30 protein-coding genes are annotated in these 20,935 nt (G+C 60.5%); 25 read left to right on the plus strand and 5 right to left on the minus strand.

Annotation, left to right across the window (positions count from 1 at the left end; all coding sequences use genetic code 11):
- Position 1 precedes the first annotated feature (1 nt).
- From rplV to rplQ, 21 genes are all read left to right on the plus strand, one after another.
- Positions 2 to 391 carry a 50S ribosomal protein L22 gene (gene rplV, locus J2J98_RS08370; RefSeq protein WP_004674922.1) on the plus strand — a complete coding sequence of 130 codons (390 nt, stop codon included), beginning with the start codon at positions 2 to 4 and terminating at the stop codon, positions 389 to 391.
- Positions 391 to 1,125 (plus strand): 30S ribosomal protein S3, encoded by a 735-nt coding sequence (gene rpsC, locus J2J98_RS08375; protein ID WP_003573793.1) that lies wholly within the window; start codon positions 391 to 393, stop codon positions 1,123 to 1,125. Before rplV ends, rpsC begins: the two co-directional genes overlap by 1 nt.
- A gap of 38 nt (positions 1,126 to 1,163) precedes the next feature.
- Positions 1,164 to 1,577: a 50S ribosomal protein L16 gene (rplP, locus tag J2J98_RS08380; protein ID WP_003573792.1), complete on the plus strand. Its 414-nt coding sequence runs from the start codon at positions 1,164 to 1,166 to the stop codon at positions 1,575 to 1,577.
- A 12-nt stretch (positions 1,578 to 1,589) separates the two neighbouring features.
- On the plus strand, positions 1,590 to 1,790 hold the full coding sequence (gene rpmC / locus J2J98_RS08385) for a 50S ribosomal protein L29 (protein WP_008521335.1): 201 nt from the start codon (positions 1,590 to 1,592) through the stop codon (positions 1,788 to 1,790).
- Positions 1,791 to 1,802: 12 nt separating this feature from the next.
- On the plus strand, positions 1,803 to 2,042 hold the full coding sequence (gene rpsQ, locus J2J98_RS08390) for a 30S ribosomal protein S17 (protein WP_004674926.1): 240 nt from the start codon (positions 1,803 to 1,805) through the stop codon (positions 2,040 to 2,042).
- A gap of 260 nt (positions 2,043 to 2,302) precedes the next feature.
- A complete protein-coding gene (gene rplN, locus J2J98_RS08395) occupies positions 2,303 to 2,671 on the plus strand; it encodes a 50S ribosomal protein L14 (protein WP_003573790.1) in 369 nt (122 codons plus the stop codon).
- 11 nt (positions 2,672 to 2,682) lie between these two features.
- Positions 2,683 to 2,991, plus strand: a complete 309-nt coding sequence (gene rplX / locus J2J98_RS08400) for a 50S ribosomal protein L24 (RefSeq protein ID WP_064706976.1) — start codon at positions 2,683 to 2,685, stop codon at positions 2,989 to 2,991.
- Positions 2,984 to 3,541: a 50S ribosomal protein L5 gene (gene rplE / locus J2J98_RS08405; protein WP_138397008.1), complete on the plus strand. Its 558-nt coding sequence runs from the start codon at positions 2,984 to 2,986 to the stop codon at positions 3,539 to 3,541. The genes rplX and rplE overlap by 8 nt, the downstream gene beginning before the upstream one ends.
- A 32-nt stretch (positions 3,542 to 3,573) precedes the next feature.
- Positions 3,574 to 3,879 carry a 30S ribosomal protein S14 gene (rpsN, locus tag J2J98_RS08410; protein ID WP_018115514.1) on the plus strand — a complete coding sequence of 102 codons (306 nt, stop codon included), beginning with the start codon at positions 3,574 to 3,576 and terminating at the stop codon, positions 3,877 to 3,879.
- Between the two features lie 12 nt (positions 3,880 to 3,891).
- A complete protein-coding gene (gene rpsH, locus J2J98_RS08415; protein ID WP_004674934.1) occupies positions 3,892 to 4,290 on the plus strand; it encodes a 30S ribosomal protein S8 in 399 nt (132 codons plus the stop codon).
- A 42-nt stretch (positions 4,291 to 4,332) separates the two neighbouring features.
- Positions 4,333 to 4,866 carry a 50S ribosomal protein L6 gene (rplF, locus tag J2J98_RS08420; RefSeq protein ID WP_064706978.1) on the plus strand — a complete coding sequence of 178 codons (534 nt, stop codon included), beginning with the start codon at positions 4,333 to 4,335 and terminating at the stop codon, positions 4,864 to 4,866.
- Between the two features lie 12 nt (positions 4,867 to 4,878).
- Positions 4,879 to 5,241: a 50S ribosomal protein L18 gene (gene rplR / locus J2J98_RS08425; RefSeq protein WP_011424987.1), complete on the plus strand. Its 363-nt coding sequence runs from the start codon at positions 4,879 to 4,881 to the stop codon at positions 5,239 to 5,241.
- Positions 5,242 to 5,375: 134 nt separating this feature from the next.
- On the plus strand, positions 5,376 to 5,945 hold the full coding sequence (gene rpsE / locus J2J98_RS08430; protein WP_003573784.1) for a 30S ribosomal protein S5: 570 nt from the start codon (positions 5,376 to 5,378) through the stop codon (positions 5,943 to 5,945).
- Between the two features lie 13 nt (positions 5,946 to 5,958).
- Complete coding sequence (rpmD, locus tag J2J98_RS08435; protein WP_011424988.1) at positions 5,959 to 6,168, plus strand: 50S ribosomal protein L30; 210 nt, start codon at positions 5,959 to 5,961, stop codon at positions 6,166 to 6,168.
- Positions 6,169 to 6,184: 16 nt separating this feature from the next.
- The gene (rplO, locus tag J2J98_RS08440) at positions 6,185 to 6,661 is read left to right on the plus strand and encodes a 50S ribosomal protein L15 (RefSeq protein WP_064706979.1); all 477 of its coding nucleotides are present in this window, start codon (positions 6,185 to 6,187) and stop codon (positions 6,659 to 6,661) included.
- A 234-nt stretch (positions 6,662 to 6,895) separates the two neighbouring features.
- Complete coding sequence (secY, locus tag J2J98_RS08445; protein WP_064706980.1) at positions 6,896 to 8,236, plus strand: preprotein translocase subunit SecY; 1,341 nt, start codon at positions 6,896 to 6,898, stop codon at positions 8,234 to 8,236.
- Positions 8,233 to 8,883: an adenylate kinase gene (locus tag J2J98_RS08450; protein ID WP_064706981.1), complete on the plus strand. Its 651-nt coding sequence runs from the start codon at positions 8,233 to 8,235 to the stop codon at positions 8,881 to 8,883. Before secY ends, J2J98_RS08450 begins: the two co-directional genes overlap by 4 nt.
- 222 nt (positions 8,884 to 9,105) lie before the next feature.
- Positions 9,106 to 9,474, plus strand: a complete 369-nt coding sequence (rpsM, locus tag J2J98_RS08455) for a 30S ribosomal protein S13 (protein WP_011424992.1) — start codon at positions 9,106 to 9,108, stop codon at positions 9,472 to 9,474.
- A 133-nt stretch (positions 9,475 to 9,607) separates the two neighbouring features.
- Positions 9,608 to 9,997 carry a 30S ribosomal protein S11 gene (gene rpsK, locus J2J98_RS08460; RefSeq protein WP_003547577.1) on the plus strand — a complete coding sequence of 130 codons (390 nt, stop codon included), beginning with the start codon at positions 9,608 to 9,610 and terminating at the stop codon, positions 9,995 to 9,997.
- Between the two features lie 97 nt (positions 9,998 to 10,094).
- Complete coding sequence (locus J2J98_RS08465) at positions 10,095 to 11,105, plus strand: DNA-directed RNA polymerase subunit alpha (protein ID WP_003547579.1); 1,011 nt, start codon at positions 10,095 to 10,097, stop codon at positions 11,103 to 11,105.
- Between the two features lie 177 nt (positions 11,106 to 11,282).
- A complete protein-coding gene (rplQ, locus tag J2J98_RS08470) occupies positions 11,283 to 11,705 on the plus strand; it encodes a 50S ribosomal protein L17 (RefSeq protein WP_011424993.1) in 423 nt (140 codons plus the stop codon).
- 203 nt (positions 11,706 to 11,908) lie between these two features.
- On the opposite strand, the gene msrQ is transcribed toward rplQ, so the two are convergent.
- On the minus strand, positions 11,909 to 12,565 hold the full coding sequence (gene msrQ, locus J2J98_RS08475) for a protein-methionine-sulfoxide reductase heme-binding subunit MsrQ (protein ID WP_064706982.1): 657 nt from the start codon (positions 12,563 to 12,565) through the stop codon (positions 11,909 to 11,911).
- Positions 12,565 to 13,512, minus strand: coding sequence for a protein-methionine-sulfoxide reductase catalytic subunit MsrP (gene msrP, locus J2J98_RS08480; RefSeq protein ID WP_207602831.1), 948 nt, complete (start codon positions 13,510 to 13,512; stop codon positions 12,565 to 12,567). The genes msrQ and msrP overlap by 1 nt, the downstream gene beginning before the upstream one ends.
- A 335-nt stretch (positions 13,513 to 13,847) precedes the next feature.
- Between msrP and ilvD the strand changes: the two genes are divergently transcribed.
- A complete protein-coding gene (gene ilvD / locus J2J98_RS08485) occupies positions 13,848 to 15,686 on the plus strand; it encodes a dihydroxy-acid dehydratase (protein ID WP_064706984.1) in 1,839 nt (612 codons plus the stop codon).
- Positions 15,687 to 15,744: 58 nt separating this feature from the next.
- Here the strand turns inward: ilvD and J2J98_RS08490 are convergent, their stop codons facing one another.
- Positions 15,745 to 16,095, minus strand: a complete 351-nt coding sequence (locus tag J2J98_RS08490) for a lysozyme inhibitor LprI family protein (protein WP_207602832.1) — start codon at positions 16,093 to 16,095, stop codon at positions 15,745 to 15,747.
- A gap of 16 nt (positions 16,096 to 16,111) precedes the next feature.
- A complete protein-coding gene (locus J2J98_RS08495; protein ID WP_207602833.1) occupies positions 16,112 to 16,492 on the minus strand; it encodes a YkvA family protein in 381 nt (126 codons plus the stop codon).
- Between the two features lie 246 nt (positions 16,493 to 16,738).
- On the opposite strand from J2J98_RS08495, the gene J2J98_RS08500 reads away from it, so the two are divergent.
- A complete protein-coding gene (locus tag J2J98_RS08500; RefSeq protein ID WP_064706987.1) occupies positions 16,739 to 18,142 on the plus strand; it encodes a DegQ family serine endoprotease in 1,404 nt (467 codons plus the stop codon).
- Positions 18,139 to 19,455 (plus strand): replication-associated recombination protein A, encoded by a 1,317-nt coding sequence (locus tag J2J98_RS08505; protein WP_207602834.1) that lies wholly within the window; start codon positions 18,139 to 18,141, stop codon positions 19,453 to 19,455. The genes J2J98_RS08500 and J2J98_RS08505 overlap by 4 nt, the downstream gene beginning before the upstream one ends.
- A 13-nt stretch (positions 19,456 to 19,468) precedes the next feature.
- Here the strand turns inward: J2J98_RS08505 and J2J98_RS08510 are convergent, their stop codons facing one another.
- Complete coding sequence (locus J2J98_RS08510; protein WP_064692646.1) at positions 19,469 to 19,780, minus strand: DUF1883 domain-containing protein; 312 nt, start codon at positions 19,778 to 19,780, stop codon at positions 19,469 to 19,471.
- Positions 19,781 to 19,914: 134 nt separating this feature from the next.
- On the opposite strand from J2J98_RS08510, the gene J2J98_RS08515 reads away from it, so the two are divergent.
- Positions 19,915 to 20,907, plus strand: coding sequence for an alpha/beta fold hydrolase (locus tag J2J98_RS08515; protein ID WP_207602835.1), 993 nt, complete (start codon positions 19,915 to 19,917; stop codon positions 20,905 to 20,907).
- The last annotated feature ends 28 nt before the right edge of the window (positions 20,908 to 20,935 follow it).

A 20,935-nucleotide genomic window follows, 5' to 3' on the forward strand; every position in this document is an offset into this window, starting at 1 on the left:
AATGGGCAAGGCAAAAGCCGAACGCCGGCTGAAGGACAACGAGGCGCAAGCAGTCGCCCGCACGCTCCGCGTCAGCCCCCAGAAGCTCAACCTGGTTGCTGCGGCGATCCGCGGCAAGAAGGTCGAGCGTGCACTCGCTGAGCTGGAGTTCTCCCGCAAGCGCATCGCAGGTGCCGTCAAGAAGACGCTCGAATCCGCGATCGCCAACGCCGAGAACAACCACGACCTCGACGTCGACGCTCTTGTCGTCGCCGAGGCGTATGTCGGCAAGTCGATCGTCATGAAGCGTTTCCACGCTCGTGGCCGCGGTCGTGCGTCACGCATCGAAAAGCCCTTCGCGCACCTGACGATCGTCGTTCGTGAAGTGCAGGCAGCAGAGGAGGCCGCATAATGGGTCAGAAAATCAATCCGATCGGTTTCCGTCTCGGCATCAACCGTACCTGGGATAGCCGCTGGTTCGCGGACAATGCCGAGTACGGCCAGCTGCTGCACGAAGACCTGAAGATGCGCAAGTTCGTCATGAGCGAACTGAAGCAGGCAGGCATCTCCAAGGTAGTCATCGAGCGTCCGCACAAGAAGTGCCGCGTCACGATCCACTCGGCCCGTCCAGGCCTGATCATTGGCCGCAAGGGCGCCGACATCGACAAGCTCCGCAAGAAGCTGTCGGACATGACCAATTCGGAAACGCACCTCAACATCGTCGAAGTGCGCAAGCCCGAAGTCGACGCGACGCTGGTAGCTCAGTCGATCGCCCAGCAGCTCGAGCGCCGCGTGGCTTTCCGCCGCGCCATGAAGCGCGCCGTTCAGTCGGCAATGCGTCTTGGCGCCGAAGGCATCAAGATCACCTGCGCCGGCCGTCTCGGCGGCGCTGAAATCGCCCGTACTGAATGGTACCGCGAAGGTCGTGTGCCGCTGCACACGCTGCGCGCCGACATCGACTACGGCACGGCTGAAGCAGAGACCGCATTCGGTATCTGCGGCATCAAGGTCTGGATCTTCAAGGGCGAAATCCTTGAGCACGATCCGATGGCTTCCGAACGTCGCGCGCTGGAAGGCGACGCACAGGGTCCGGCAAGCCGCGAACGCGACCGTGGCGATCGTCGCCGCGAACGCGACAACGCGTAATTAGCGCTGGCGAAAGATAAGCTCGGAGAAGTAAGAAAATGTTGCAGCCAAAGCGTACTAAGTACCGCAAGCAGTTCAAGGGCCGCATCAAGGGCGTCGCCAAGGGCGGTTCTGACCTGGCATTCGGCGAATTCGGCCTGAAGGCTCAGGAACCCAACCGCGTCAACGCACGCGAGATCGAAGCGGCCCGCCGCGCGATCACGCGTTACATGAAGCGCGCCGGCCGTGTATGGATCCGCGTGTTCCCGGACGTTCCGGTAACCGCAAAGCCGACCGAAGTCCGCATGGGTAAAGGTAAGGGCTCCGTTGAGTACTGGGCATGCAAGGTCAAGCCCGGTCGTATGATGTTCGAGATCGACGGCGTCAGCGAAGAGATCGCCCGCGAGGCGCTTCGCCTCGGCTCTGCCAAGCTCTCGGTCAAGACGCGCTTCGTTCAGCGCATTGCAGAGTAAGGGATTGAGCTCATGAAAGCCTCAGACGTTCGCGCGCTCAGCGCCGACCAACTCAAGGACGAGCTTGCCAAGCTGAAGAAGGAGCAGTTCAACCTGCGCTTCCAGAAGGCGACCGGCCAGCTCGAAAAGTCCTCGCGCATCAACGAAGTCCGCAAGGACATCGCCCGCGTGAAAACCATTGCCCGCCAGAAGGCGGCAGAAGTTAAGGCCTAAAGGAAGAAAAACATGCCGAAGCGCATCCTGCAGGGCGTCGTCGTTGGCGACAAGAACGAGAAGACGGTAGTAGTTCGCGTTGAGCGTCGTTTCGCTCACCCGCTGCTCCAGAAGACCGTTCGTCGTTCCAAGAAGTACAAGGCCCACGACGAGAACAACCAGTACAAGATCGGCGATACCGTATCCATCGAGGAATGCGCGCCGATCTCCAAGGACAAGCGTTGGACGGTCATCGCCGCCCAGGGCAAGTAACAGAATTTTGCGCGAGGCCTTGCGTCTCGCCGAAATATCTGTATGAAGCAGCGTCGGAACGCTCGAATGCCGGGCGTTCTTTTGCTTTGAGCGCACGGAAGGTCCCGTTCGGGAAACCACCCTGGCACGATCGACCCCGCGCTATTCAGCTATTGCCGTGTTTTGCTTGCCGTTACGGCAGGCTGGCCGGCTGACATTTTCATAAGCCGGAATAGGGGGCATGGCCCAACCATTCCGGTAAACCAAGAAGGCGACCTGATATGATTCAGATGCAAACAAACCTCGACGTCGCGGATAATTCCGGCGCACGTCGTGTCATGTGCATCAAGGTGCTGGGCGGCTCGAAGCGCAAGTATGCCTCGATCGGCGACGTCATCGTCGTTTCGATCAAGGAAGCGATCCCGCGCGGCCGCGTGAAGAAGGGTGACGTGATGAAGGCGGTCGTCGTTCGCACCGCCAAGGACATCCGTCGTCCGGATGGCTCGGTCATCCGCTTCGACACCAACGCAGCAGTCCTCATCGACAACAAGAAAGAGCCGATCGGTACCCGTATCTTCGGACCGGTTCCGCGCGAACTTCGCGCCAAGAACCACATGAAGATCATCTCGCTGGCTCCCGAAGTACTGTAAGGAGCGAAGCGATGCAGAAGATTCGTAAAGGCGACAAGGTCGTCATGCTCGCTGGCAAGGACAAGGGCCGCACCGGCGAAGTCGTACAGGTCATGCCGAAGGAAGATCGTGCGGTCGTCCGTGGCGTCAACGTCGTGAAGCGCCATCAGCGCCAGACGCAGACCCAGGAAGCCGGCATCATCAGCAAGGAAGCCCCGGTTCACCTGTCCAACATTGCAATCGTCGACAAGGACGGCAAGCCGACCCGCGTCGGTTTCAAGGTCGTTGACGGCAAGAAGGTCCGTGTGGCCAAGCGTTCTGGAGAAGTGATCGATGGCTGAGGCAAAGTACGAGCCGCGGCTCAAGAAGGAATATGTCGAGCGCATCCGTAAGGCGATGCAGGAGAAGTTCTCCTACTCCAACGAGATGATGATCCCGAAGCTCGACAAGATCGTCATCAACATGGGCGTCGGTGAAGCGACTGCTGACTCGAAGAAGCCGACGGTTGCTGCCGCCGACCTCGCAGCAATCGCCGGTCAGAAGCCGGTCATCACCCGCGCACGCAACTCTATCGCTGGCTTCAAGGTCCGCGAAAACATGCCGATCGGCGCAAAGGTAACCCTGCGCGGCGCTCGCATGTACGAGTTCCTGGATCGTCTGGTCAATATCGCGCTCCCGCGCGTTCGCGACTTCCGCGGCCTGAACCCGAAGAGCTTTGACGGCCGTGGCAACTTCGCCATGGGCATCAAGGAGCACATTGTGTTCCCTGAAATCAACTACGACAAGGTTGATCAGATGTGGGGCATGGACATCATCGTTTGCACGACGGCGAAGACCGACGACGAAGCACGGACTCTCCTGACGGAGTTCAGCTTCCCGTTCCGTCAATAACCGTAACGACGAGCGTAGAAAAGGAACCTGACATGGCGAAGACAAGCGCAGTTGAAAAGAACAAGCGCCGCCGTAATACGGTCGCCAACCAGGCCGCAAAGCGGGCTGCGTTGAAGGCGATCATCATGAACCAGGCTCTTCCGATCGAAGAGCGGTTCAAGGCCTCGATCAAGCTGGCATCCCTGCCGCGCGATGGATCGAAGACCCGTATTCGCAACCGTTGCGAAGTATCGGGCCGTCCGCGCGCATACTACCGCAAACTGCGCATGTCGCGTATCGCGCTGCGTGAACTCGGCAATCTCGGCAAGGTGCCGGGCATCGTCAAGTCGAGCTGGTAAGGAGCAGGTTAGATGACAATGACTGATCCGTTGGGTGATATGCTCACCCGCATCCGCAACGGCGCTTCCCGCCGCAAGTCGTCGGTTTCGACGCCTGCGTCCAAGCTCCGTGCGCGTGTTCTCGATGTCCTGCAGTCCGAAGGCTACATCCGTGGCTATTCCGTTGTCGATTTCGGCAATGGCAAGTCGGAGCTCAACATCGAGCTGAAATATTACGAAGGCGCATCGGTGATCCGCGAGATCGGCCGTGTGTCGAAGCCGGGCCGCCGGGTTTATGTCTCGGTCAAGTCCATTCCGCAGGTCGCGAACGGCCTCGGCATCACCATCCTTTCGACTCCGAAGGGCGTGATGGCCGATCACCAGGCTCGCGAACAGAACGTTGGTGGCGAGGTTCTTTGCTCGGTCTTCTAAGATCGGGCAAGGATCTCCATAGCGAACAGACAGGATTGAAACATGTCTCGTATCGGTAAGAAGCCCGTTCAGGTGCCTGCTGGAATCACGGCTACGGTCGATGGCCAGAAGGTTACTGCAAAGGGCCCGAAGGGCGAGCTGTTCTTCGTCGCTAACGACGAAATCAGCCTCAAGCTCGAAAACAACGCGGTCGTCGTGACGCCGCTGAACCAGTCCAAGGATGCGCGCTCGAAGTGGGGCATGTCCCGCACGATGATCGAAGGCATTTTCAAGGGCGTAAAGGACGGTTACGAGCGCAAGCTTGAAATCAACGGCGTCGGTTACCGTGCCGCCATGCAGGGCAAGAACCTGCAGCTGGCCCTCGGTTTCAGCCACGACGTGGTCTACGAACCGCCGGTCGGCATTACGATCGCTGTTCCGAAGCCGACTGAAATCGTTGTCAGTGGCATCAACAAGCAGCAGGTCGGCCAGGTTGCCGCCGAAATCCGTGAATATCGCGGTCCCGAGCCCTACAAGGGCAAGGGCGTCAAGTATGCCGACGAGCGGATCGTCCGCAAAGAAGGCAAGAAGAAGTAAGGATCACGCGAAATGGCTAGCAGGAAAGAAGCACTTGCACGTCGTGCCAACCGCGTGCGCCGTCATATCAAGTCGGTGGCCAATGGCCGTCCGCGCCTGTCGGTTCATCGCTCCTCGAAGAACATCTACGCCCAGATCATCGATGACGTGGCCGGCAAGACGCTTGCGTCCGCCTCCACCCTCGACAAGGATCTGCGCGGTTCTCTGAAGACCGGTGCCGATACCGCCGCCGCCGCCGCCGTGGGCAAGCTCGTCGCCGAGCGCGCCTCCAAGGCCGGTGTTACGGACGTCGTGTTCGACCGTGGCGCCTTCATCTATCACGGCCGCATCAAGGCTCTCGCCGAAGCGGCCCGCGAAGGCGGTCTGACCTTCTGATCAGTTTCCGGCCGGCGCTGTCGCTCCGGCCGGATTTTTCGCCGGACCGCAGGCACTCCCCGGCAAGAAGGGGAGGCTGATGCGGTCCACATGTGTTTGCCGATTGCACCCGGAAAAGAAAAAGGAAGAGGACAATGGCACAGGAAAGAAGGCCGCAGCGGGAAGACCGCCAGAGCCGTGAAGAGCGCGATAGCGAATTCGTCGACAAGCTGGTCGCGATCAACCGCGTCGCCAAGGTTGTCAAGGGCGGCCGTCGTTTTGGTTTCGCAGCACTCGTCGTCGTTGGCGACCAGAAGGGCCGCGTCGGCTTTGGCCATGGCAAGGCACGCGAAGTGCCGGAAGCCATCCGCAAGGCAACCGAAGCCGCCAAGCGCGAGTTGATCTTCGTACCGCTGCGTGACGGCCGTACGCTGCATCACGACGTTCATGGCCGCCACGGCGCCGGCAAGGTTCTGCTGCGCTCGGCCAAGGTTGGTACCGGCATCATCGCCGGCGGCCCGATGCGCGCCGTGTTCGAAACTCTCGGCATGCACGACGTCGTCGCTAAGTCGACGGGTTCGTCGAACCCCTACAACATGGTTCGCGCCACTTTCGACGCTCTGAAGCACCAGGTTCACCCGAAGGACATCGCAGCTCAGCGCGGCATCAAGTATGCAACGCTGCAGGCTCGTCGTAGCGCCTCCGGCAACGCCTCTGAAGAATAAGAGGAGCTGACCAATGGCCAAGGCTACCAAGAAGGCTGAAGCGAAGACTGTCACGATCGAACAGATCGGCAGCCCGATTCGTCGTCCGGACGTCCAGCAGCGCACGCTGATCGGTCTCGGACTGAACAAGATGCACCGTCGCCGCACGCTGGAGGACACTCCTTCCGTTCGTGGCATGATCCGTGCTGTCCAGCATCTCGTTCGCATCGTCGACGAGAAGTGAGACGGAGGAAACGCTCATGAAACTTAATGAAATCAAGGACAACGAAGGCTCTACCCACGCCCGCAAGCGCCTCGGCCGCGGTATCGGCTCGGGCTCCGGTAAAACCGGTGGTCGCGGTGTCAAGGGTCAGAAGTCCCGTTCCGGCGTCGCCATCAACGGCTTCGAAGGCGGCCAGATGCCGATCTATCGTCGCTTGCCGAAGCGCGGCTTCAACAACATCTTCGCTTCCGACTTTGTTGTCGTGTCGCTTGCTCGCATTCAGGCGGCGATCGACGCCGGCAAGCTCGATGCCAAGGCGACTGTTGACGCAGCTGCCCTGAAGGCCGCTGGCGTCATTCGCCGCGCCAAGGACGGCGTTCGCGTTCTCGCCGACGGCGAGCTCAAGGCCAAGATCACCATTGTCGTTGCAGGCGCTTCCAAGCCTGCCGTCGAGAAGATCGAAAAGGCCGGCGGCACCGTGACGCTGCTTTCGGCTCCGGCTGCAGCAGAATAATATCTGATGATATATCGCCCGGGGTGCTTCACACCGGGCGATTTTGCTCCCATATGTGGGCCTCACAAAAACTTGGCTGGCGCGCCCGCGTCATGCCGGTAAGACTGGAAAACAAGGGTGAGGCAAGGGGTTGCGCTGCAATCCGTCCAGAGCCCGGTTTTGAATAATTTTCATACCGATTCCGGGGCCGGCTATTTCCCCAGAGACGCCGGAATTGGTAGCGCGGAGAATCGCATGGCTTCTGCAGCGGAACAATTGGCATCCAACCTCAATTTTTCGACCTTTGCCAAAGCCGAGGATTTGAAGAAGCGCCTGTGGTTCACACTGGCAGCTCTCCTCGTCTACAGGCTCGGCACGCATATTCCGCTTCCAGGCCTCAATCCTGAAGCCTATGCCCAGGCTTTCCGCGGCCAGGCGGGCGGCATTCTCGGCCTTTTCAACATGTTCTCGGGCGGCGCGGTCGAGCGCATGGCGATCTTCGCGCTCGGCATCATGCCCTATATCTCCGCTTCGATCATCGTGCAGCTCATGACCTCGGTGGTGCCGGCGCTCGAAAACCTGAAGAAGGAAGGCGAGCAGGGCCGCAAGATCATCAACCAGTACACCCGCTACGGCACCGTCATTCTGGGTGCGCTGCAAGCCTACGGCATCGCCGCTGGTCTGGAGAGCGGCCAGGGCCTGGTCGTCGACCCGGGCTGGTTCTTCCGCGTATCCACCGTCCTGACGCTGCTTGGCGGCACGATGTTCCTGATGTGGCTCGGTGAGCAGGTCACTTCGCGCGGCATCGGCAACGGCATTTCGCTGATCATCTTCGCCGGTATCGCAGCCGGCCTTCCGAGCGCTCTTGCCGGCACCCTCGAACTCGGCCGCACCGGCGCGCTGTCGACCGGCCTTATCCTGCTCGTCATCGTCGTCGCGATAGCCGTCATTGGCATCATCGTCTTCGTCGAGCGCGCCCAGCGCCGCCTGCTGATCCAGTATCCGAAGCGCCAGGTCGGCAACCGCATGTTCCAGGGCGACACTTCGCACCTGCCGCTGAAGCTCAACACATCGGGCGTCATTCCGGCCATCTTCGCCTCGTCGCTGCTGCTTCTGCCCGCAACGATCGCCGGCTTCGCCAGCACGACGTCGATGCCGGCCTGGGCGACCTCGATCGTTGCCGCGCTCGGCCACGGTCAGCCGCTCTACATGGTGCTCTATGCGGCGCTGATCGCCTTCTTCGCTTTCTTCTATACGGCTATCGTCTTCAATCCGAAGGACACGGCCGACAATCTGAAGAAGCACGGCGGCTTCATTCCCGGCATCCGTCCCGGCGAGCGCACTGCCGAATATATCGACTATGTGCTGACCCGCATCACGGTGATCGGCGCCATCTATCTTGTCTTCGTCTGCATCCTTCCTGAGATTCTGGTGTCGCAAACCGGCATTCCATTAGCCCTTGGTGGGACTTCGCTTTTGATCGTGGTTAGCGTAACTCTTGATACGGTGGCACAGATCCAGGGTCACCTGATCGCGCAGCAATACGAAGGCCTGATCAAGAAATCGAAGTTGCGTGGAGGAAAGAGGGGGCGATGAGACTTATCCTTTTGGGGCCGCCGGGCGCGGGCAAGGGAACCCAAGCCCAGCGGATCGTGGAAAAGCACGGAATTCCGCAGCTTTCCACGGGAGATATGCTGCGGGCAGCGGTCAACGCCGGCACGGAGGTCGGCAAGCGTGCCAAGGCTGTCATGGACGCTGGCAAGCTTGTCTCGGATGAGATCGTCATCGCCATCGTCTCGGAGCGAATCGATCAGCCCGATTGCGCAAACGGTTTCATTCTCGATGGCTTCCCCAGGACGCTCGTTCAGGCGGACGCCACGGAAGCGATGCTGAGAGCAAAGGGTCTCGATCTCTCTGTGGTCATCGAATTCCGCGTTGATGACGCTGAGCTCGTCCGGCGTGTTGCCGGTCGCTACTCCTGTGCGCAGTGCGGTAGCGTCTATCACGACACGGATAAGGCTCCGGCCAATGAAGGCGTGTGCGACAAGTGCGGCTCTACCCACTTCAAGCGCCGTCCCGACGACAATCCGGAGACGATGACGGCCCGGCTGCAGGTCTACTACAAGGAGACGTCACCGCTGATCGGCTATTACCATGCCAAGGGCAAACTCAAGTCCGTGGACGGCATGGCGGAGATCGATCAGGTGACTGCCGAGGTCGAAACCATTCTTTCCAAGCTTTAAGGCTTGAAAATAAACTTGGCGGAAACGGTTGCTTTTCAGCAGTGATTCCGCTAAACACCGCGCCAACTCGCGACATTCCCTGCGATCGGCGCGGATTTCCCTGGGAAGTCCGGGTGCGGTCGTTTTGACATGTTACGGACATTAAATCTGAACGAGCGGTCCTGAGGGCCGCATAACGAAGCCCACTTGCCGGATGGCAACTGGAATGCAAGGAGAACAGGCGTGGCACGTATCGCTGGCGTCAACATCCCGACTGCAAAGCGCGTGGTCATCGCGCTGACCTACATTCACGGGATCGGTCCGAAATTCGCACAGGAAATCGTCGAGAAGGTCGGTATTCCGGCTGAACGCCGTGTGCATCAGCTGACGGACGCTGAAGTCCTTCAGATCCGCGAAACCATCGACCGTGACTATCAGGTCGAAGGTGATCTTCGTCGCGAAACCGCGATGAACATCAAGCGTCTGATGGACCTCGGCTGCTACCGCGGCCTGCGTCATCGTCGCGGCCTTCCGGTCCGTGGTCAGCGCACGCACACCAATGCCCGCACCCGCAAGGGTCCGGCAAAGGCAATTGCTGGCAAGAAGAAGTAATTTCCGGGAAACCGGGGTAGGGAGGCTGGCGGTCCGCGCCGGCCTCTTTTGAGTTTGGAGCGGGACCATATAGGCGCCGTTCCGGTGTAGCCGCTGGTATTACGGCGGTGAAGAGATCAACGAAAGGAATAACATGGCTAAGGAAGCCGTCCGCGTTCGCCGTCGCGAGCGCAAGAATATCTCGTCGGGTGTCGCTCACGTCAACTCGACCTTCAATAACACGATGATCACCATCACCGATGCGCAGGGCAATGCGATCGCCTGGTCGTCGGCCGGCGCCAAGGGCTTCAAGGGCTCGCGCAAGTCGACCCCCTTCGCTGCCCAGATCGCTGCCGAAGACTGCGCCAAGAAGGCCCAGGAGCACGGCATGAAGTCGCTGGAAGTCGAAGTCTGCGGTCCGGGTTCGGGTCGTGAATCGGCTCTGCGCGCGCTCCAGGCTGCGGGTTTCATGATCACGTCCATCCGCGACGTGACGCCGATCCCGCACAATGGCTGCCGTCCGCGCAAGAAGCGCCGCGTCTGATCATCGCTCTCGTCACCGGTGAGCGCCATGGCGCTCCCGGTGGTTTTCAAGCTCGGTTGCCACGATTGGATGGTGGCAACGAACGGAAGGCAAACTCATGATTCAGAAGAACTGGCAGGAACTGATCAAGCCGAACAAGGTGGAGTTCTCCTCGAGCTCGCGCACCAGGGCGACGCTTGTCGCCGAACCGCTGGAGCGCGGCTTCGGCCTCACCCTCGGCAACGCGCTGCGCCGCGTTCTGCTCTCCTCGCTGCGCGGTGCTGCCGTCACGGCAGTGCAGATTGACGGCGTGCTGCATGAATTCTCATCGATTCCCGGCGTCCGCGAAGACGTCACGGATATCGTGCTCAACATTAAGGAAATCGCCATCAAGATGGATGGCGACGACGCAAAGCGCATGGTCGTGCGTAAGCAGGGCCCGGGCGTTGTCACGGCTGGAGACATTCAGACGGTCGGCGATATTGAAATCCTCAATCCCGAGCATGTGATCTGCACGCTCGACGAGGGCGCCGAAATCCGGATGGAATTCACCGTCAACAACGGCAAGGGCTATGTTCCTGCCGAGCGCAATCGCGCGGAAGATGCTCCGATCGGCCTCATTCCGGTCGACAGCCTTTATTCGCCGGTCAAGAAGGTGTCCTACAAGGTTGAAAACACCCGCGAAGGACAGGTTCTCGACTACGACAAGCTGAACATGACCATCGAAACCGATGGCTCGATCACCGGTGAAGACGCCGTCGCTTTCGCGGCGCGCATCCTCCAGGATCAGCTTGGCGTCTTCGTCAACTTTGACGAGCCGCAGAAGGAAACCGAAGAGGAAGCAGTCACCGAACTCGCTTTCAATCCGGCTCTCCTCAAGAAGGTGGACGAACTCGAACTGTCGGTCCGTTCGGCAAACTGCCTGAAGAACGACAACATCGTCTACATCGGCGACCTCATTCAGAAGACCGAAGCAGAAATGCTCCGCACCCCGAACTTTGGTCGCAAGTCGCTGAACGAAATCAAGGAAGTTCTCGCTTCCATGGGCCTGCACCTCGGCATGGAAGTGCCGGCATGGCCGCCCGAGAACATCGAAGATCTCGCCAAGCGTTACGAAGACCAGTACTGAGCGGCGTGAGGAAAAGCGCAAAGCGGTTTTCCGCCCAAACGCCGATCGCAAGAACATAACAAAAGGCAGGCTCTTTCGGCTGCCTTTCCCCGTCAAACAGCAGGCCGATCGCCTGCATGTGCCAGGAAACGGCAGGCCCGGTTAGCGTAAGGGCGCCTGCATTAAAGGAGAATAGCAATGCGCCATGGTAAAGCCGGCCGCAAGCTGAATAGAACTGCAAGCCACCGCAAGGCGATGTTCGCCAACATGGCGGCTTCGCTGATTACCCACGAGCAGATCGTCACGACCCTGCCGAAGGCCAAGGAAATCCGCCCGATCGTCGAGAAGCTCGTCACGCTCGGCAAGCGTGGTGACCTGCATGCTCGCCGTCAGGCGATCTCGCAGATCCGCGATGCCGCCGTCGTCTCGAAGCTGTTCGATACGATCGCAACGCGTTACGCCACCCGCAACGGCGGCTATTTGCGCATCATGAAGGCTGGTTTCCGCCAGGGCGACAACGCTGCCATGGCCGTGATCGAGTTCGTTGACCGCGACACCTATGCCAAGGGCGCGGCCGACAAGGCCCGCGTCGCCGCCGAAGAGCAGGCCGTCGCCGCTTAATCTTCCGCTTTGCCGGAAACGGAACAGCCGGGCTGCAAAGCCCGGCTGTTTTCGTTTTGCATCAGTTGAGAACGGAAGTGGCGCAGCCTCTGCCTTCGGTCCCGCGCGTCGCCCTCGGCTGGCCAGCGCGGCTCAGCTTCTACGGAAGCCGCAGCATTTCCGGACGGAAACGGCTTCGCTCTTTTCCTGGATTGCTTTCGCCCTCAGGAGACCGACGCCACCGCACGATTGCGTTGCCGCCCCTGACCTTTCTTCCGGCTACGCGCAATCGGTCGCCAGGAGCGGTAGAGGATGAGCGCGATGATCAGCCCGAGATAGATATACTGCTCGAGATCGAGGATCTTGGTCGAGAGCGCGAAATGCAGTGCACCGCTAGCGGCGATGATGTAGACGAGCCGGTGCAGCCAGATCCAGTTTTGGCCGAGGTGACGGATCGAGAAATTATTGGATGTCACCGCCAGCGGAATGAGCATCGCGAGGGCTGCCATGCCGAACATGATGAACGGGCGCTTCAGCACGTCGTTGATGACGGCCTGAATATCCATCGCCTGGTCTAGCACCATGTAAACGGTGAAGTGCATCAGCGCGTAGTAGAAGGTCAAAAGGCCGAGAGCGCGGCGGTAGCGCAGATAGTTCCAGCCGAATAACTCGCGGGCAGGGGATACCGCAAGTGTTGCGATCAGGAAGCGGATCGTCCAGATGCCAAGGAAGAGCTCGAAGGTCTTGACCGGATCGGCGCCGAGCTGATCGGTTGCGCCGAGATAGAAGGTCCAGGCCGCAGGTGAGAGCCCAGCGATGTAAAGCAGCCAGACGGATGCGGGCTGCCAGCGCTTCGGAATGGCAAGCGACAGTTCGGCCATCAGAAATTCGCCTTCAGATCCATACCGGCATAAAGGTTAGCCACCTCGTCGGCATAGCCGTTGAAGAGCAGGGTGGGGTGGCGGCTTGCGCCGAAGAAGCCGCTTTCGCCGATGCGCCTCTCGGTAGCTTGGCTCCAGCGCGGATGGTCGACGGCCGGATTGACGTTGGCGTAAAAGCCGTATTCCTGCGGATTGGTCACCTGCCAGGTGTTCTTCGGCTGCTGGTCGGTGAGCGTGATCCTGACGATCGACTTGATGCCCTTGAAGCCGTATTTCCACGGCACGACGAGGCGGATCGGCGCACCATTCTGGTTCGGCAGTGTCTCGCCATAGAGCCCGACGGCAAGCAGCGTCAGCGGGTGGCGCGCCTCGTCCAGCCGCAGGCCCTCGACATAGGGCCAGTCGAGCGACTGGAAGAAACCCCTCTGCCCCGGCATCTCTTCCGGCCGCACGACGGTTTCGAAGGCGACATATTTGGCGCTGCCGAGCGGCTCCACCTTGTCGAGCAGCGATACCAGCGGAAAACCGTCCCAGGGGATGACCATTGACCAGGCCTCGACGCAGCGCATGCGATAAGTGCGCTCCTCGATCGGGAATTCCTTCATCAGCGCCTCAATGTCGAAGGTGCCCGGTTTGTTGACCATGCCGTCGACCTTGACCGTCCAGGGCAGCGGCTTGAAATCGCCGGACAGAGCGGCGGGGTCGCCCTTGTCGAGGCCGAACTCATAGAAGTTGTTGTAGGTCGTCACATCCTTGAGCGGCGTGGTCTTCTCATCGACTTTGTATTTGCTCTCGACGACGGAAAGCGCCGCCGCGCGCGCCTTGCCTGCGCTGTAAAGCGCCATCGCGCCAAGCGTTGCAGCACCCAGGAATTCACGACGGCCCAGATAAACCTGGCGCGGCGTGATCTCCGAAGACGCGATTTTGGGGGGGCGATAGCTTGGCATGTCGAAAACCTCCAGGGCGGATATTCCGAATATAGTCCTTAAACGAGCCGCCTGCATGTTCGGATCAATCTCTATGCCTTGAATACTGCCGACAGGTAGCCAATTTTTTGTGTTCGCCTGTGATGGAATAGGTTGTAACAAATCCTCTCGTCGAGCCGTATATGACCGATGCCCTTCGCATCGCTTCTCCGGCGGCGTACCGGATTTGGCCTTCCCGGTAGTGACAGTCCCCGTCGATTGGATTAGGACAATTCCAAACAGCAGCGATCGCCTGGCCGCAAGCTCCACAGCCGCCCGCTTCGCCTGATATTTCCGACACGTCGAGGAAGAAACCGATGCCAGCTTACCGTTCCAGAACCACGACCCACGGCCGCAACATGGCGGGCGCGCGCGGCCTTTGGCGCGCAACGGGCATGAAGGATTCGGATTTCGGCAAGCCCATCATCGCAGTGGTGAATTCCTTCACCCAATTCGTGCCGGGCCACGTGCACCTGAAGGACCTCGGCCAGCTCGTCGCCCGCGAAATCGAGGCGGCCGGTGGCGTCGCCAAGGAGTTCAATACGATCGCCGTCGACGACGGCATCGCCATGGGCCATGACGGCATGCTTTATTCGCTGCCCTCGCGCGAGCTGATCGCCGACAGCGTCGAGTACATGGTCAATGCTCATTGCGCCGACGCCATGGTCTGCATTTCCAACTGCGACAAGATCACCCCCGGCATGCTGATGGCGTCGCTGCGCCTCAATATCCCCACGGTCTTCGTCTCAGGCGGCCCTATGGAAGCCGGCAAGGTCGTGCTGCACGGCAAGACGCATGCGCTTGATCTCGTCGACGCCATGGTTGCGGCTGCCGATGACAAGATTTCCGACGAAGACGTCAAGGTCATCGAGCGTTCAGCCTGTCCGACTTGCGGCTCGTGCTCCGGCATGTTCACCGCAAACTCCATGAACTGCCTGACGGAGGCGCTCGGGCTGTCGCTGCCCGGCAACGGCTCGACGCTCGCCACCCATGCCGACCGTAAACGGCTCTTCGTCGAAGCCGGTCACCTGATCGTCGATCTTGCCCGCCGTTATTACGAGCAGGAGGACGTCAAGGCGCTGCCACGCACGATCGCCTCCAAGCAGGCCTTCGAGAATGCCATGGCCCTCGATATCGCCATGGGCGGTTCGACCAATACTGTCCTGCATATCCTTGCCGCCGCCCATGAAGGCGAAGTCGACTTCACCATGGCCGATATCGACGCGCTGTCGCGCCGCGTGCCGTGTCTGTCGAAGGTCGCGCCAGCCAAGAGCGATGTCCACATGGAAGACGTTCACCGCGCCGGCGGCATTATGTCTATTCTCGGAGAGCTCGATAAAGGCGGGCTCCTAAACCGGGATTGCCCGACCGTTCATGCAGAGACGCTCGGCGATGCGATCGATCGCTGGGACATCACCCGCACCAACAGCGAAACCGTCCGCAGCTTCTATCGCGCCGCCCCCGGCGGCATCCCGACCCAGGTCGCCTTCAGCCAGGAGGCCCGCTGGGACGAGCTCGACACGGATCGCCAGAACGGCGTCATCCGTTCGGTCGAGCATCCCTTCTCCAAAGATGGCGGCCTTGCCGTGCTGAAGGGCAATCTTGCGATTGACGGCTGCATCGTCAAGACCGCCGGCGTCGATGAATCGATCCTGAAATTCTCCGGTCCGGCCCGTGTCTTCGAAAGCCAGGACGCATCTGTCAAGGCGATCCTCGCCAACGAGATCAAGGCCGGCGATGTCGTCGTGATCCGCTACGAAGGCCCGAAGGGCGGCCCCGGCATGCAGGAAATGCTCTACCCGACGAGCTATCTGAAATCGAAGGGTCTCGGCAAGGCCTGCGCGCTCATCACCGATGGCCGCTTCTCCGGCGGCACCTCGGGCCTTTCGATCGGCCACGTCTCGCCGGAAGCGGCGAATGGCGGGACGATCGGTCTCGTCCGTGAAGGCGACATGATCGACATCGACATCCCGAACCGCACAATCAGCCTGCGGGTCGGCGAGGCCGAACTCATCGCCCGCCGCGCCGAGCAGGATAGCAAGGGCTGGCATCCCACAGAAGTTCGCAAGCGCAACGTCACCACCGCGCTCAAGGCTTACGCTGCCTTCGCGACGAGCGCCGATCGCGGCGCCGTCCGGGATCTGAACGTCCGCTGAGCGGACCAACCTACGGACAGGCTGATTGAGAGTCAGCTTCTCTTCCGACCGGCCGCTGTCAAAGCGGCCGGTTGATGTTTTTATAGGTCTCGTCGAGCTGCTTCATCCGCTCGTCGTAGGCAGCCTGGATACAGGCCGCGTCGGCCCCGCATTCCTGCCGCTTCTTCAGCCAGGCGGTCTGCTCGTCCTGCAATGTTCCGCGCGAGCCCATGGCCATCAGCCCGGAGAGCAGTTCGAAGGTCGTCACCATCTTCACATCGGCATCATTGAGCGCGCGGTTGTCGCAGATAAGCCTTTCGTCCGGCTTCAATTCCTTGCCATCGCAATCGAAGCTCGCAGACCATGCCAGATCCGATGTGGAAATCAGGATCGCCAAACCGAAAGCGGCCAACATTCGCCGTGTCATCATCTTCCTTTACTGCCGATCAAATCAGCTTGCGCACTGCCAGAGCCAGAAAGATGATGCAGGTGAGCCAGACGGCAAGGATGAAGATCAATCCGGCCCGGCTGGAAGGGCGTTCGATCCGCCTTGCCGCCTCCACGCGAAGCGCGGCCATCACCTCTGCCGGAACAAGACGTGTCGCCAGCAGGATGCCGAGCGGAACGATGACGAGATCGTCGAGATAGCCGAGCACGGGAATGAAATCGGGGATCAGATCGATCGGCGAAAGCGCGTACGCCGCGACGGCGCCGACGACCGCTTTCGCATACCAGGGGACCCGACGGTCCCGGGCGGCGAGCCACAGTGCAACGATGTCACGCTTCAGTGACTTTGCCCAGTTTTTGGCTTTTGATATCAGCTGCATGGCCAATCTTCCTGAATCAAATTCGGCGCGCCTTCAGGACATTTCCTTGCCTTATTCTTCCATGCTTCCGCCCTCTTTCCTTTCTAGCGTCGGGCCGCAGAGCAGGATGATTTTAGGCCGGTTCGGCCTAAATTCTGATTCCTGTTCGCAGTTAAATAGTTAGAGCATGATGTCGCCTGAAAACCGCTCACACTTTTCGGCATCATGCTCTACAACGTTGCTCAAGAGGATTCAAAAGGGATACCCATGCAAGGCCTGTTCAAGCGCGCCTCCGTTTCGCTGTTCGCTCTCATGCTCGTCCTGCCGGCTGCGGCCCAGGCGCAGACGGCAAAGACCGTGCCTGAGAGCCAGATGCAGATGCAGCTCTCCTTCGCGCCGCTGGTCAAGCAGACCTCGGGCGCCGTCGTCAATGTCTACGCGGAAAAGATTATCCAGCGTCAGTCTCCCTTTGCCGGCGATCCCTTCTTCGAGCAGTTTTTCGGCCAGCAGATGCCGAACCGCTCGGAAAAGCAGTCTTCGCTCGGTTCCGGCGTCATCGTCGAGGCGAATGGCACCGTAGTCACCAATAATCACGTCGTCGAAGGCGCCGACGACATCAAGGTGGCGCTCTCGGATGGCCGCGAATTCCCCTGCAAGGTGGTGCTGCGCGATGACCGCCTCGACCTCGCCGTTCTAAAAATCGACACCAAGGAGAGCTTCCCGACGCTGCCGATCGGCAATTCCGATACCGTCGAGGTCGGCGATCTCGTGCTGGCGATCGGCAATCCCTTCGGCGTCGGCCAGACGGTAACGAGCGGTATCGTCTCCGCACTTGCCCGCAACCAGGTGGTCAGGAACGAGTTCGGCTTCTTCATCCAGACCGACGCCTCGATCAATCCGGGCAATTCCGGCGGCGCGTTGATGAACATGAAGGGCGAGCTGATCGGCATCAACACCGCGATCTTCTCGCGTGGCGGCGGCTCGAACGGCATTGGCTTCGCCATTCCCGCCAACCTCGTCAAGGTCTTCCTCGCTTCGGCCGATGCCGGCGTCAAATCCTTCGAGCGGCCCTATGTCGGCGCAAGCTTCGATGCGGTGACGTCAGAGGTCGCAGAAGCACTTGGGCTCAACAAAGTGCTCGGCGCGCTGGTGGTCAAGGTTTCGGAAGGCGGGCCGGCGGCAAAGGCCGGACTGAAAGCCGGCCAGATTGTCACATCAGTGAACGGCATCGCCGTCGAGCATCCCGACGCACTGCTCTATCGCCTGACAACGGCCGGCCTCGGCAAAACGGTCAATCTTACCGTCATCGACAACGGCCACGAGGAGCAGTTGTCGCTTGCGCTTGCGCGCGCGCCGGAGACTTCGCCGCGCGATCAGCGCATCATCGGCGGGCGCACACCCTTTACCGGCGTTGTTGTCGAGAATCTTTCGCCGCGCGTCGCCGACGAGTTGCGCATGCCGCCTGAATCTGCCGGCGTCGTCGTTTCCGATGTCAAGGAGGACTCGCCGGCTGCCCGTCTCGGTTTCGAGCCCAAGGATATCATTGTCTCGATCAATGGCACGGAAGTGAAGTCGACCAGCGAACTTGTCGAAATTGCCAACAGCGACCCCGGCCTCTGGCGTGTGGAGATCGAGCGCGATGGGCAGCGGATACGGCAGTTCTTCCGATGAGCGATGATCTTTTCGCGCCGCGCGTTCCGGAGGAGGTTGCCGCCAGGCGGCCGCTCGCCGACCGGCTGCGGCCGAAGACGCTCGCCGATGTCACCGGTCAGGAACATCTGACCGGTGAGGACGGCGTGCTGAAACGCATGATCGAGAGCGGTTCCCTCGGTTCGATGATCTTCTGGGGTCCGCCCGGCACCGGCAAGACGACGGTAGCGCGGTTGCTATCCGGCGAGGCGGGGCTGGCCTTCGAGCAGATATCGGCCATCTTTTCCGGCGTCGCTGATCTGAAGAAAGTATTCGAGGCTGCCCGCATGCGACGCATGGATGGCCGTCAGACGCTGCTGTTCGTCGACGAGATCCATCGCTTCAACCGCGCCCAGCAGGACAGTTTTCTGCCTGTTATGGAGGACGGCACCGTCATCCTGGTTGGCGCCACCACCGAAAATCCGTCCTTCGAGCTCAACGCCGCACTTTTGTCGCGCGCCCGCGTTCTGACCTTCAAATCGCATGACGAGGAGAGTCTCGAGGAACTGCTGAAGCGCGCTGAGGCGATCGAGCAGAAGCCGTTGCCGCTGACCGAGGAGGCGCGCGGCAGCCTGATCCGCATGGCCGATGGCGACGGTCGTGCCGTGCTGACGCTTGCCGAAGAGGTCTGGCGTGCCGCGCGCGAGGGCGAGAGCTTCGACACTGAAGGCCTGACGCGCATCGTCCAACGCAGGGCTCCGGTCTATGACAAGGCACAGGACGGCCACTACAATCTGATTTCGGCGCTGCATAAGTCGGTCCGCGGTTCGGATCCGGATGCCGCCCTCTATTACCTCGCCCGCATGTTCGATGCCGGCGAGGATCCGCTCTACCTCGGCCGGCGTCTGGTGCGCATGGCGGTGGAGGATATCGGGCTTGCCGATCCACAGGCGCTGGTGATCTGCAACGCCGCCAAGGATGCTTATGACTACCTCGGCTCGCCGGAGGGGGAGCTGGCGCTGGCCCAGGCCTGCGTCTATCTTGCCACCGCGCCGAAATCGAATGCCGTCTATACCGCCTTCAAGGCGGCAAGCCTGGCCGCAAAGCAGAATGGTTCGCTGCTGCCCCCCAAGCATATCCTCAACGCGCCGACCAAGCTGATGAAGGGCGAGGGCTACGGCGAAGGTTATCGCTATGACCATGACGAACCGGACGCCTTTTCCGGCCAGGATTATTTCCCGGAGAAAATGGGCCGCCAGACCTTCTACGATCCACCCGAACGCGGTTTTGAACGCGATATTCGGAAGCGGCTGGAATGGTGGGCGAAGCTTCGCAAGGAGCGCAATCCGCGCTGACCTCGCCTGAATGTTAGGAGGAACGCGGCGTCTTCTGATTGGCTGGCGCGGCGATCACCTTGACGGTGGATTCGGCAAGGCCGTGATGGCCTTCCATATCGACGACGACATGCCAGTGGCCGCTTTCCGGAACGGCAAGCTTGACGGGCGACTTGCGCGCCACTCCGCCGATATACTTGAAATCGAGAACTTCGGTGAAGCGCTGGAAATTCGGCGCCGTCATCAGACGAACATTGTTCACCGCATTCAACGACACCTCGACGATCGCTCCGGCTCGCTGTTCCTTGAGATCGTAATGGGTGAAGCGGAAATTCGGTTTCGGCATTGGTCTCGCAGCGTCTGAAATCGTAGCGACGAGATTTTACCAGCTCGCGGGTTAATGAAAAGTTGGAAATCGGCCCTCCAGCCCATGCCGCCTGCTTGGGTCGGGAGAAATTTCGGCGGCGGTGTCGGAAAGGGATGATCGCCGCCGTCCTTGCGGTATCGATGCAAACTTGGAGCAAGGACATGTCGAAGATGACGCTGATTTCGATGGTTGCAACGGCTGCCGCATTCCTGGCCGCGCCGGATATATCAGTTGGCGGCGCTGCGCCTGTTGTCGAGGATCACAAGATCATCGCGCCGATCGTCAGGAAGGGAAGGGTGCCGGTCAACGGCATCGATTATTATTACGAGATCCGCGGCGAGGGCGAACCGCTGCTTCTGCTTCACGGCGGACTTGGGCAGATCGAGATGTTTAAGCCCGTCATGCCTGTCTTCACGGACCACCGGCAGGTGATCGCCGTCGATCTGCAGGGCCATGGCCGCACGCCCCTCGGCGACCGGCCGATCGAGCTTCCGGCAATAGGGGCCGATCTCGCGGTGCTGGTGAAGCAGCTCGGCTACGATAAGCTCGATGTCTTCGGCTATTCTTTCGGTGGCGGCGTGGCCCTCCACATGGCGGCGAACGCGCCGGACCAGGTGCGCCGCCTGGTGATCCTCTCGGCGCCCTATGCGCAGAATGGCTTCTTTCCGGAGATGCTGCCGCAGCAGGCGGCCGTCGGCGCCGGCATGGCAGAGATGATGAAGGACACGCCGATGTTCCTCTCCTACAAGGCGGTGGCGCCTGATGTGTCCGAATTTCCTAAACTGCTTGACGCCATGGGCGCGCTGATGCGCGAGCCCAATGAGTATGGCGATGCCGTCGCGAAGCTCACCATGCCGGTTATGCTGATGTACGGCGATGCCGACATGATCCGGCCCGAGCACATCGTCGACTTCTATCAGAAGCTTGGCGGCGGGCTGCGTGATGCCGGCTGGATGCGGGAAAACATGTCGAAGAACCGGCTGGCGATCCTGCCCGATCTCACCCATTACGAGACCTTCGCCTCGCCCCTCATGGCGAATATGGCGATGACCTTCCTCGACGGCGGCGGCAAGGCGCCGAACTGGGCCGAGCAGCTCGGAAGATAAGCGATGCGGCCGGGATTTTCCCGGCCGC

The organism is Rhizobium bangladeshense, assembly GCF_017357245.1.
In the GTDB taxonomy this organism is placed as follows: Bacteria; Pseudomonadota; Alphaproteobacteria; order Rhizobiales; family Rhizobiaceae; genus Rhizobium; species Rhizobium bangladeshense.

Bases quoted from the DNA above. Each gene is read 5' to 3' on its own strand.
- J2J98_RS08495 (WP_207602833.1), bottom strand. From the start codon at position 16,492: ATGCAGCTGATATCAAAAGCCAAAAACTGGGCAAAGTCACTGAAGCGT.
- rplV (WP_004674922.1), top strand. From the start codon at position 2: ATGGGCAAGGCAAAAGCCGAACGCCGGCTGAAGGACAACGAGGCGCAA.
- J2J98_RS08510 (WP_064692646.1), bottom strand. From the start codon at position 19,780: ATGCCGAAACCGAATTTCCGCTTCACCCATTACGATCTCAAGGAACAG.
- rplE (WP_138397008.1), top strand. From the start codon at position 2,984: ATGGCTGAGGCAAAGTACGAGCCGCGGCTCAAGAAGGAATATGTCGAG.
- rplN (WP_003573790.1), top strand. From the start codon at position 2,303: ATGATTCAGATGCAAACAAACCTCGACGTCGCGGATAATTCCGGCGCA.
- J2J98_RS08500 (WP_064706987.1), top strand. From the start codon at position 16,739: ATGCAAGGCCTGTTCAAGCGCGCCTCCGTTTCGCTGTTCGCTCTCATG.
- rplQ (WP_011424993.1), top strand. From the start codon at position 11,283: ATGCGCCATGGTAAAGCCGGCCGCAAGCTGAATAGAACTGCAAGCCAC.
- J2J98_RS08505 (WP_207602834.1), top strand. From the start codon at position 18,139: ATGAGCGATGATCTTTTCGCGCCGCGCGTTCCGGAGGAGGTTGCCGCC.
- J2J98_RS08465 (WP_003547579.1), top strand. From the start codon at position 10,095: ATGATTCAGAAGAACTGGCAGGAACTGATCAAGCCGAACAAGGTGGAG.
- rpsN (WP_018115514.1), top strand. From the start codon at position 3,574: ATGGCGAAGACAAGCGCAGTTGAAAAGAACAAGCGCCGCCGTAATACG.
- J2J98_RS08450 (WP_064706981.1), top strand. From the start codon at position 8,233: ATGAGACTTATCCTTTTGGGGCCGCCGGGCGCGGGCAAGGGAACCCAA.
- rplO (WP_064706979.1), top strand. From the start codon at position 6,185: ATGAAACTTAATGAAATCAAGGACAACGAAGGCTCTACCCACGCCCGC.
- rplR (WP_011424987.1), top strand. From the start codon at position 4,879: ATGGCTAGCAGGAAAGAAGCACTTGCACGTCGTGCCAACCGCGTGCGC.
- rpsE (WP_003573784.1), top strand. From the start codon at position 5,376: ATGGCACAGGAAAGAAGGCCGCAGCGGGAAGACCGCCAGAGCCGTGAA.
- rplF (WP_064706978.1), top strand. From the start codon at position 4,333: ATGTCTCGTATCGGTAAGAAGCCCGTTCAGGTGCCTGCTGGAATCACG.
- msrP (WP_207602831.1), bottom strand. From the start codon at position 13,512: ATGCCAAGCTATCGCCCCCCCAAAATCGCGTCTTCGGAGATCACGCCG.
- ilvD (WP_064706984.1), top strand. From the start codon at position 13,848: ATGCCAGCTTACCGTTCCAGAACCACGACCCACGGCCGCAACATGGCG.
- rplP (WP_003573792.1), top strand. From the start codon at position 1,164: ATGTTGCAGCCAAAGCGTACTAAGTACCGCAAGCAGTTCAAGGGCCGC.
- J2J98_RS08490 (WP_207602832.1), bottom strand. From the start codon at position 16,095: ATGATGACACGGCGAATGTTGGCCGCTTTCGGTTTGGCGATCCTGATT.
- rpsH (WP_004674934.1), top strand. From the start codon at position 3,892: ATGACAATGACTGATCCGTTGGGTGATATGCTCACCCGCATCCGCAAC.
- secY (WP_064706980.1), top strand. From the start codon at position 6,896: ATGGCTTCTGCAGCGGAACAATTGGCATCCAACCTCAATTTTTCGACC.
- rplX (WP_064706976.1), top strand. From the start codon at position 2,683: ATGCAGAAGATTCGTAAAGGCGACAAGGTCGTCATGCTCGCTGGCAAG.
- rpsQ (WP_004674926.1), top strand. From the start codon at position 1,803: ATGCCGAAGCGCATCCTGCAGGGCGTCGTCGTTGGCGACAAGAACGAG.
- rpsK (WP_003547577.1), top strand. From the start codon at position 9,608: ATGGCTAAGGAAGCCGTCCGCGTTCGCCGTCGCGAGCGCAAGAATATC.
- rpsC (WP_003573793.1), top strand. From the start codon at position 391: ATGGGTCAGAAAATCAATCCGATCGGTTTCCGTCTCGGCATCAACCGT.
- rpmC (WP_008521335.1), top strand. From the start codon at position 1,590: ATGAAAGCCTCAGACGTTCGCGCGCTCAGCGCCGACCAACTCAAGGAC.
- J2J98_RS08515 (WP_207602835.1), top strand. From the start codon at position 19,915: ATGATCGCCGCCGTCCTTGCGGTATCGATGCAAACTTGGAGCAAGGAC.
- msrQ (WP_064706982.1), bottom strand. From the start codon at position 12,565: ATGGCCGAACTGTCGCTTGCCATTCCGAAGCGCTGGCAGCCCGCATCC.
- rpmD (WP_011424988.1), top strand. From the start codon at position 5,959: ATGGCCAAGGCTACCAAGAAGGCTGAAGCGAAGACTGTCACGATCGAA.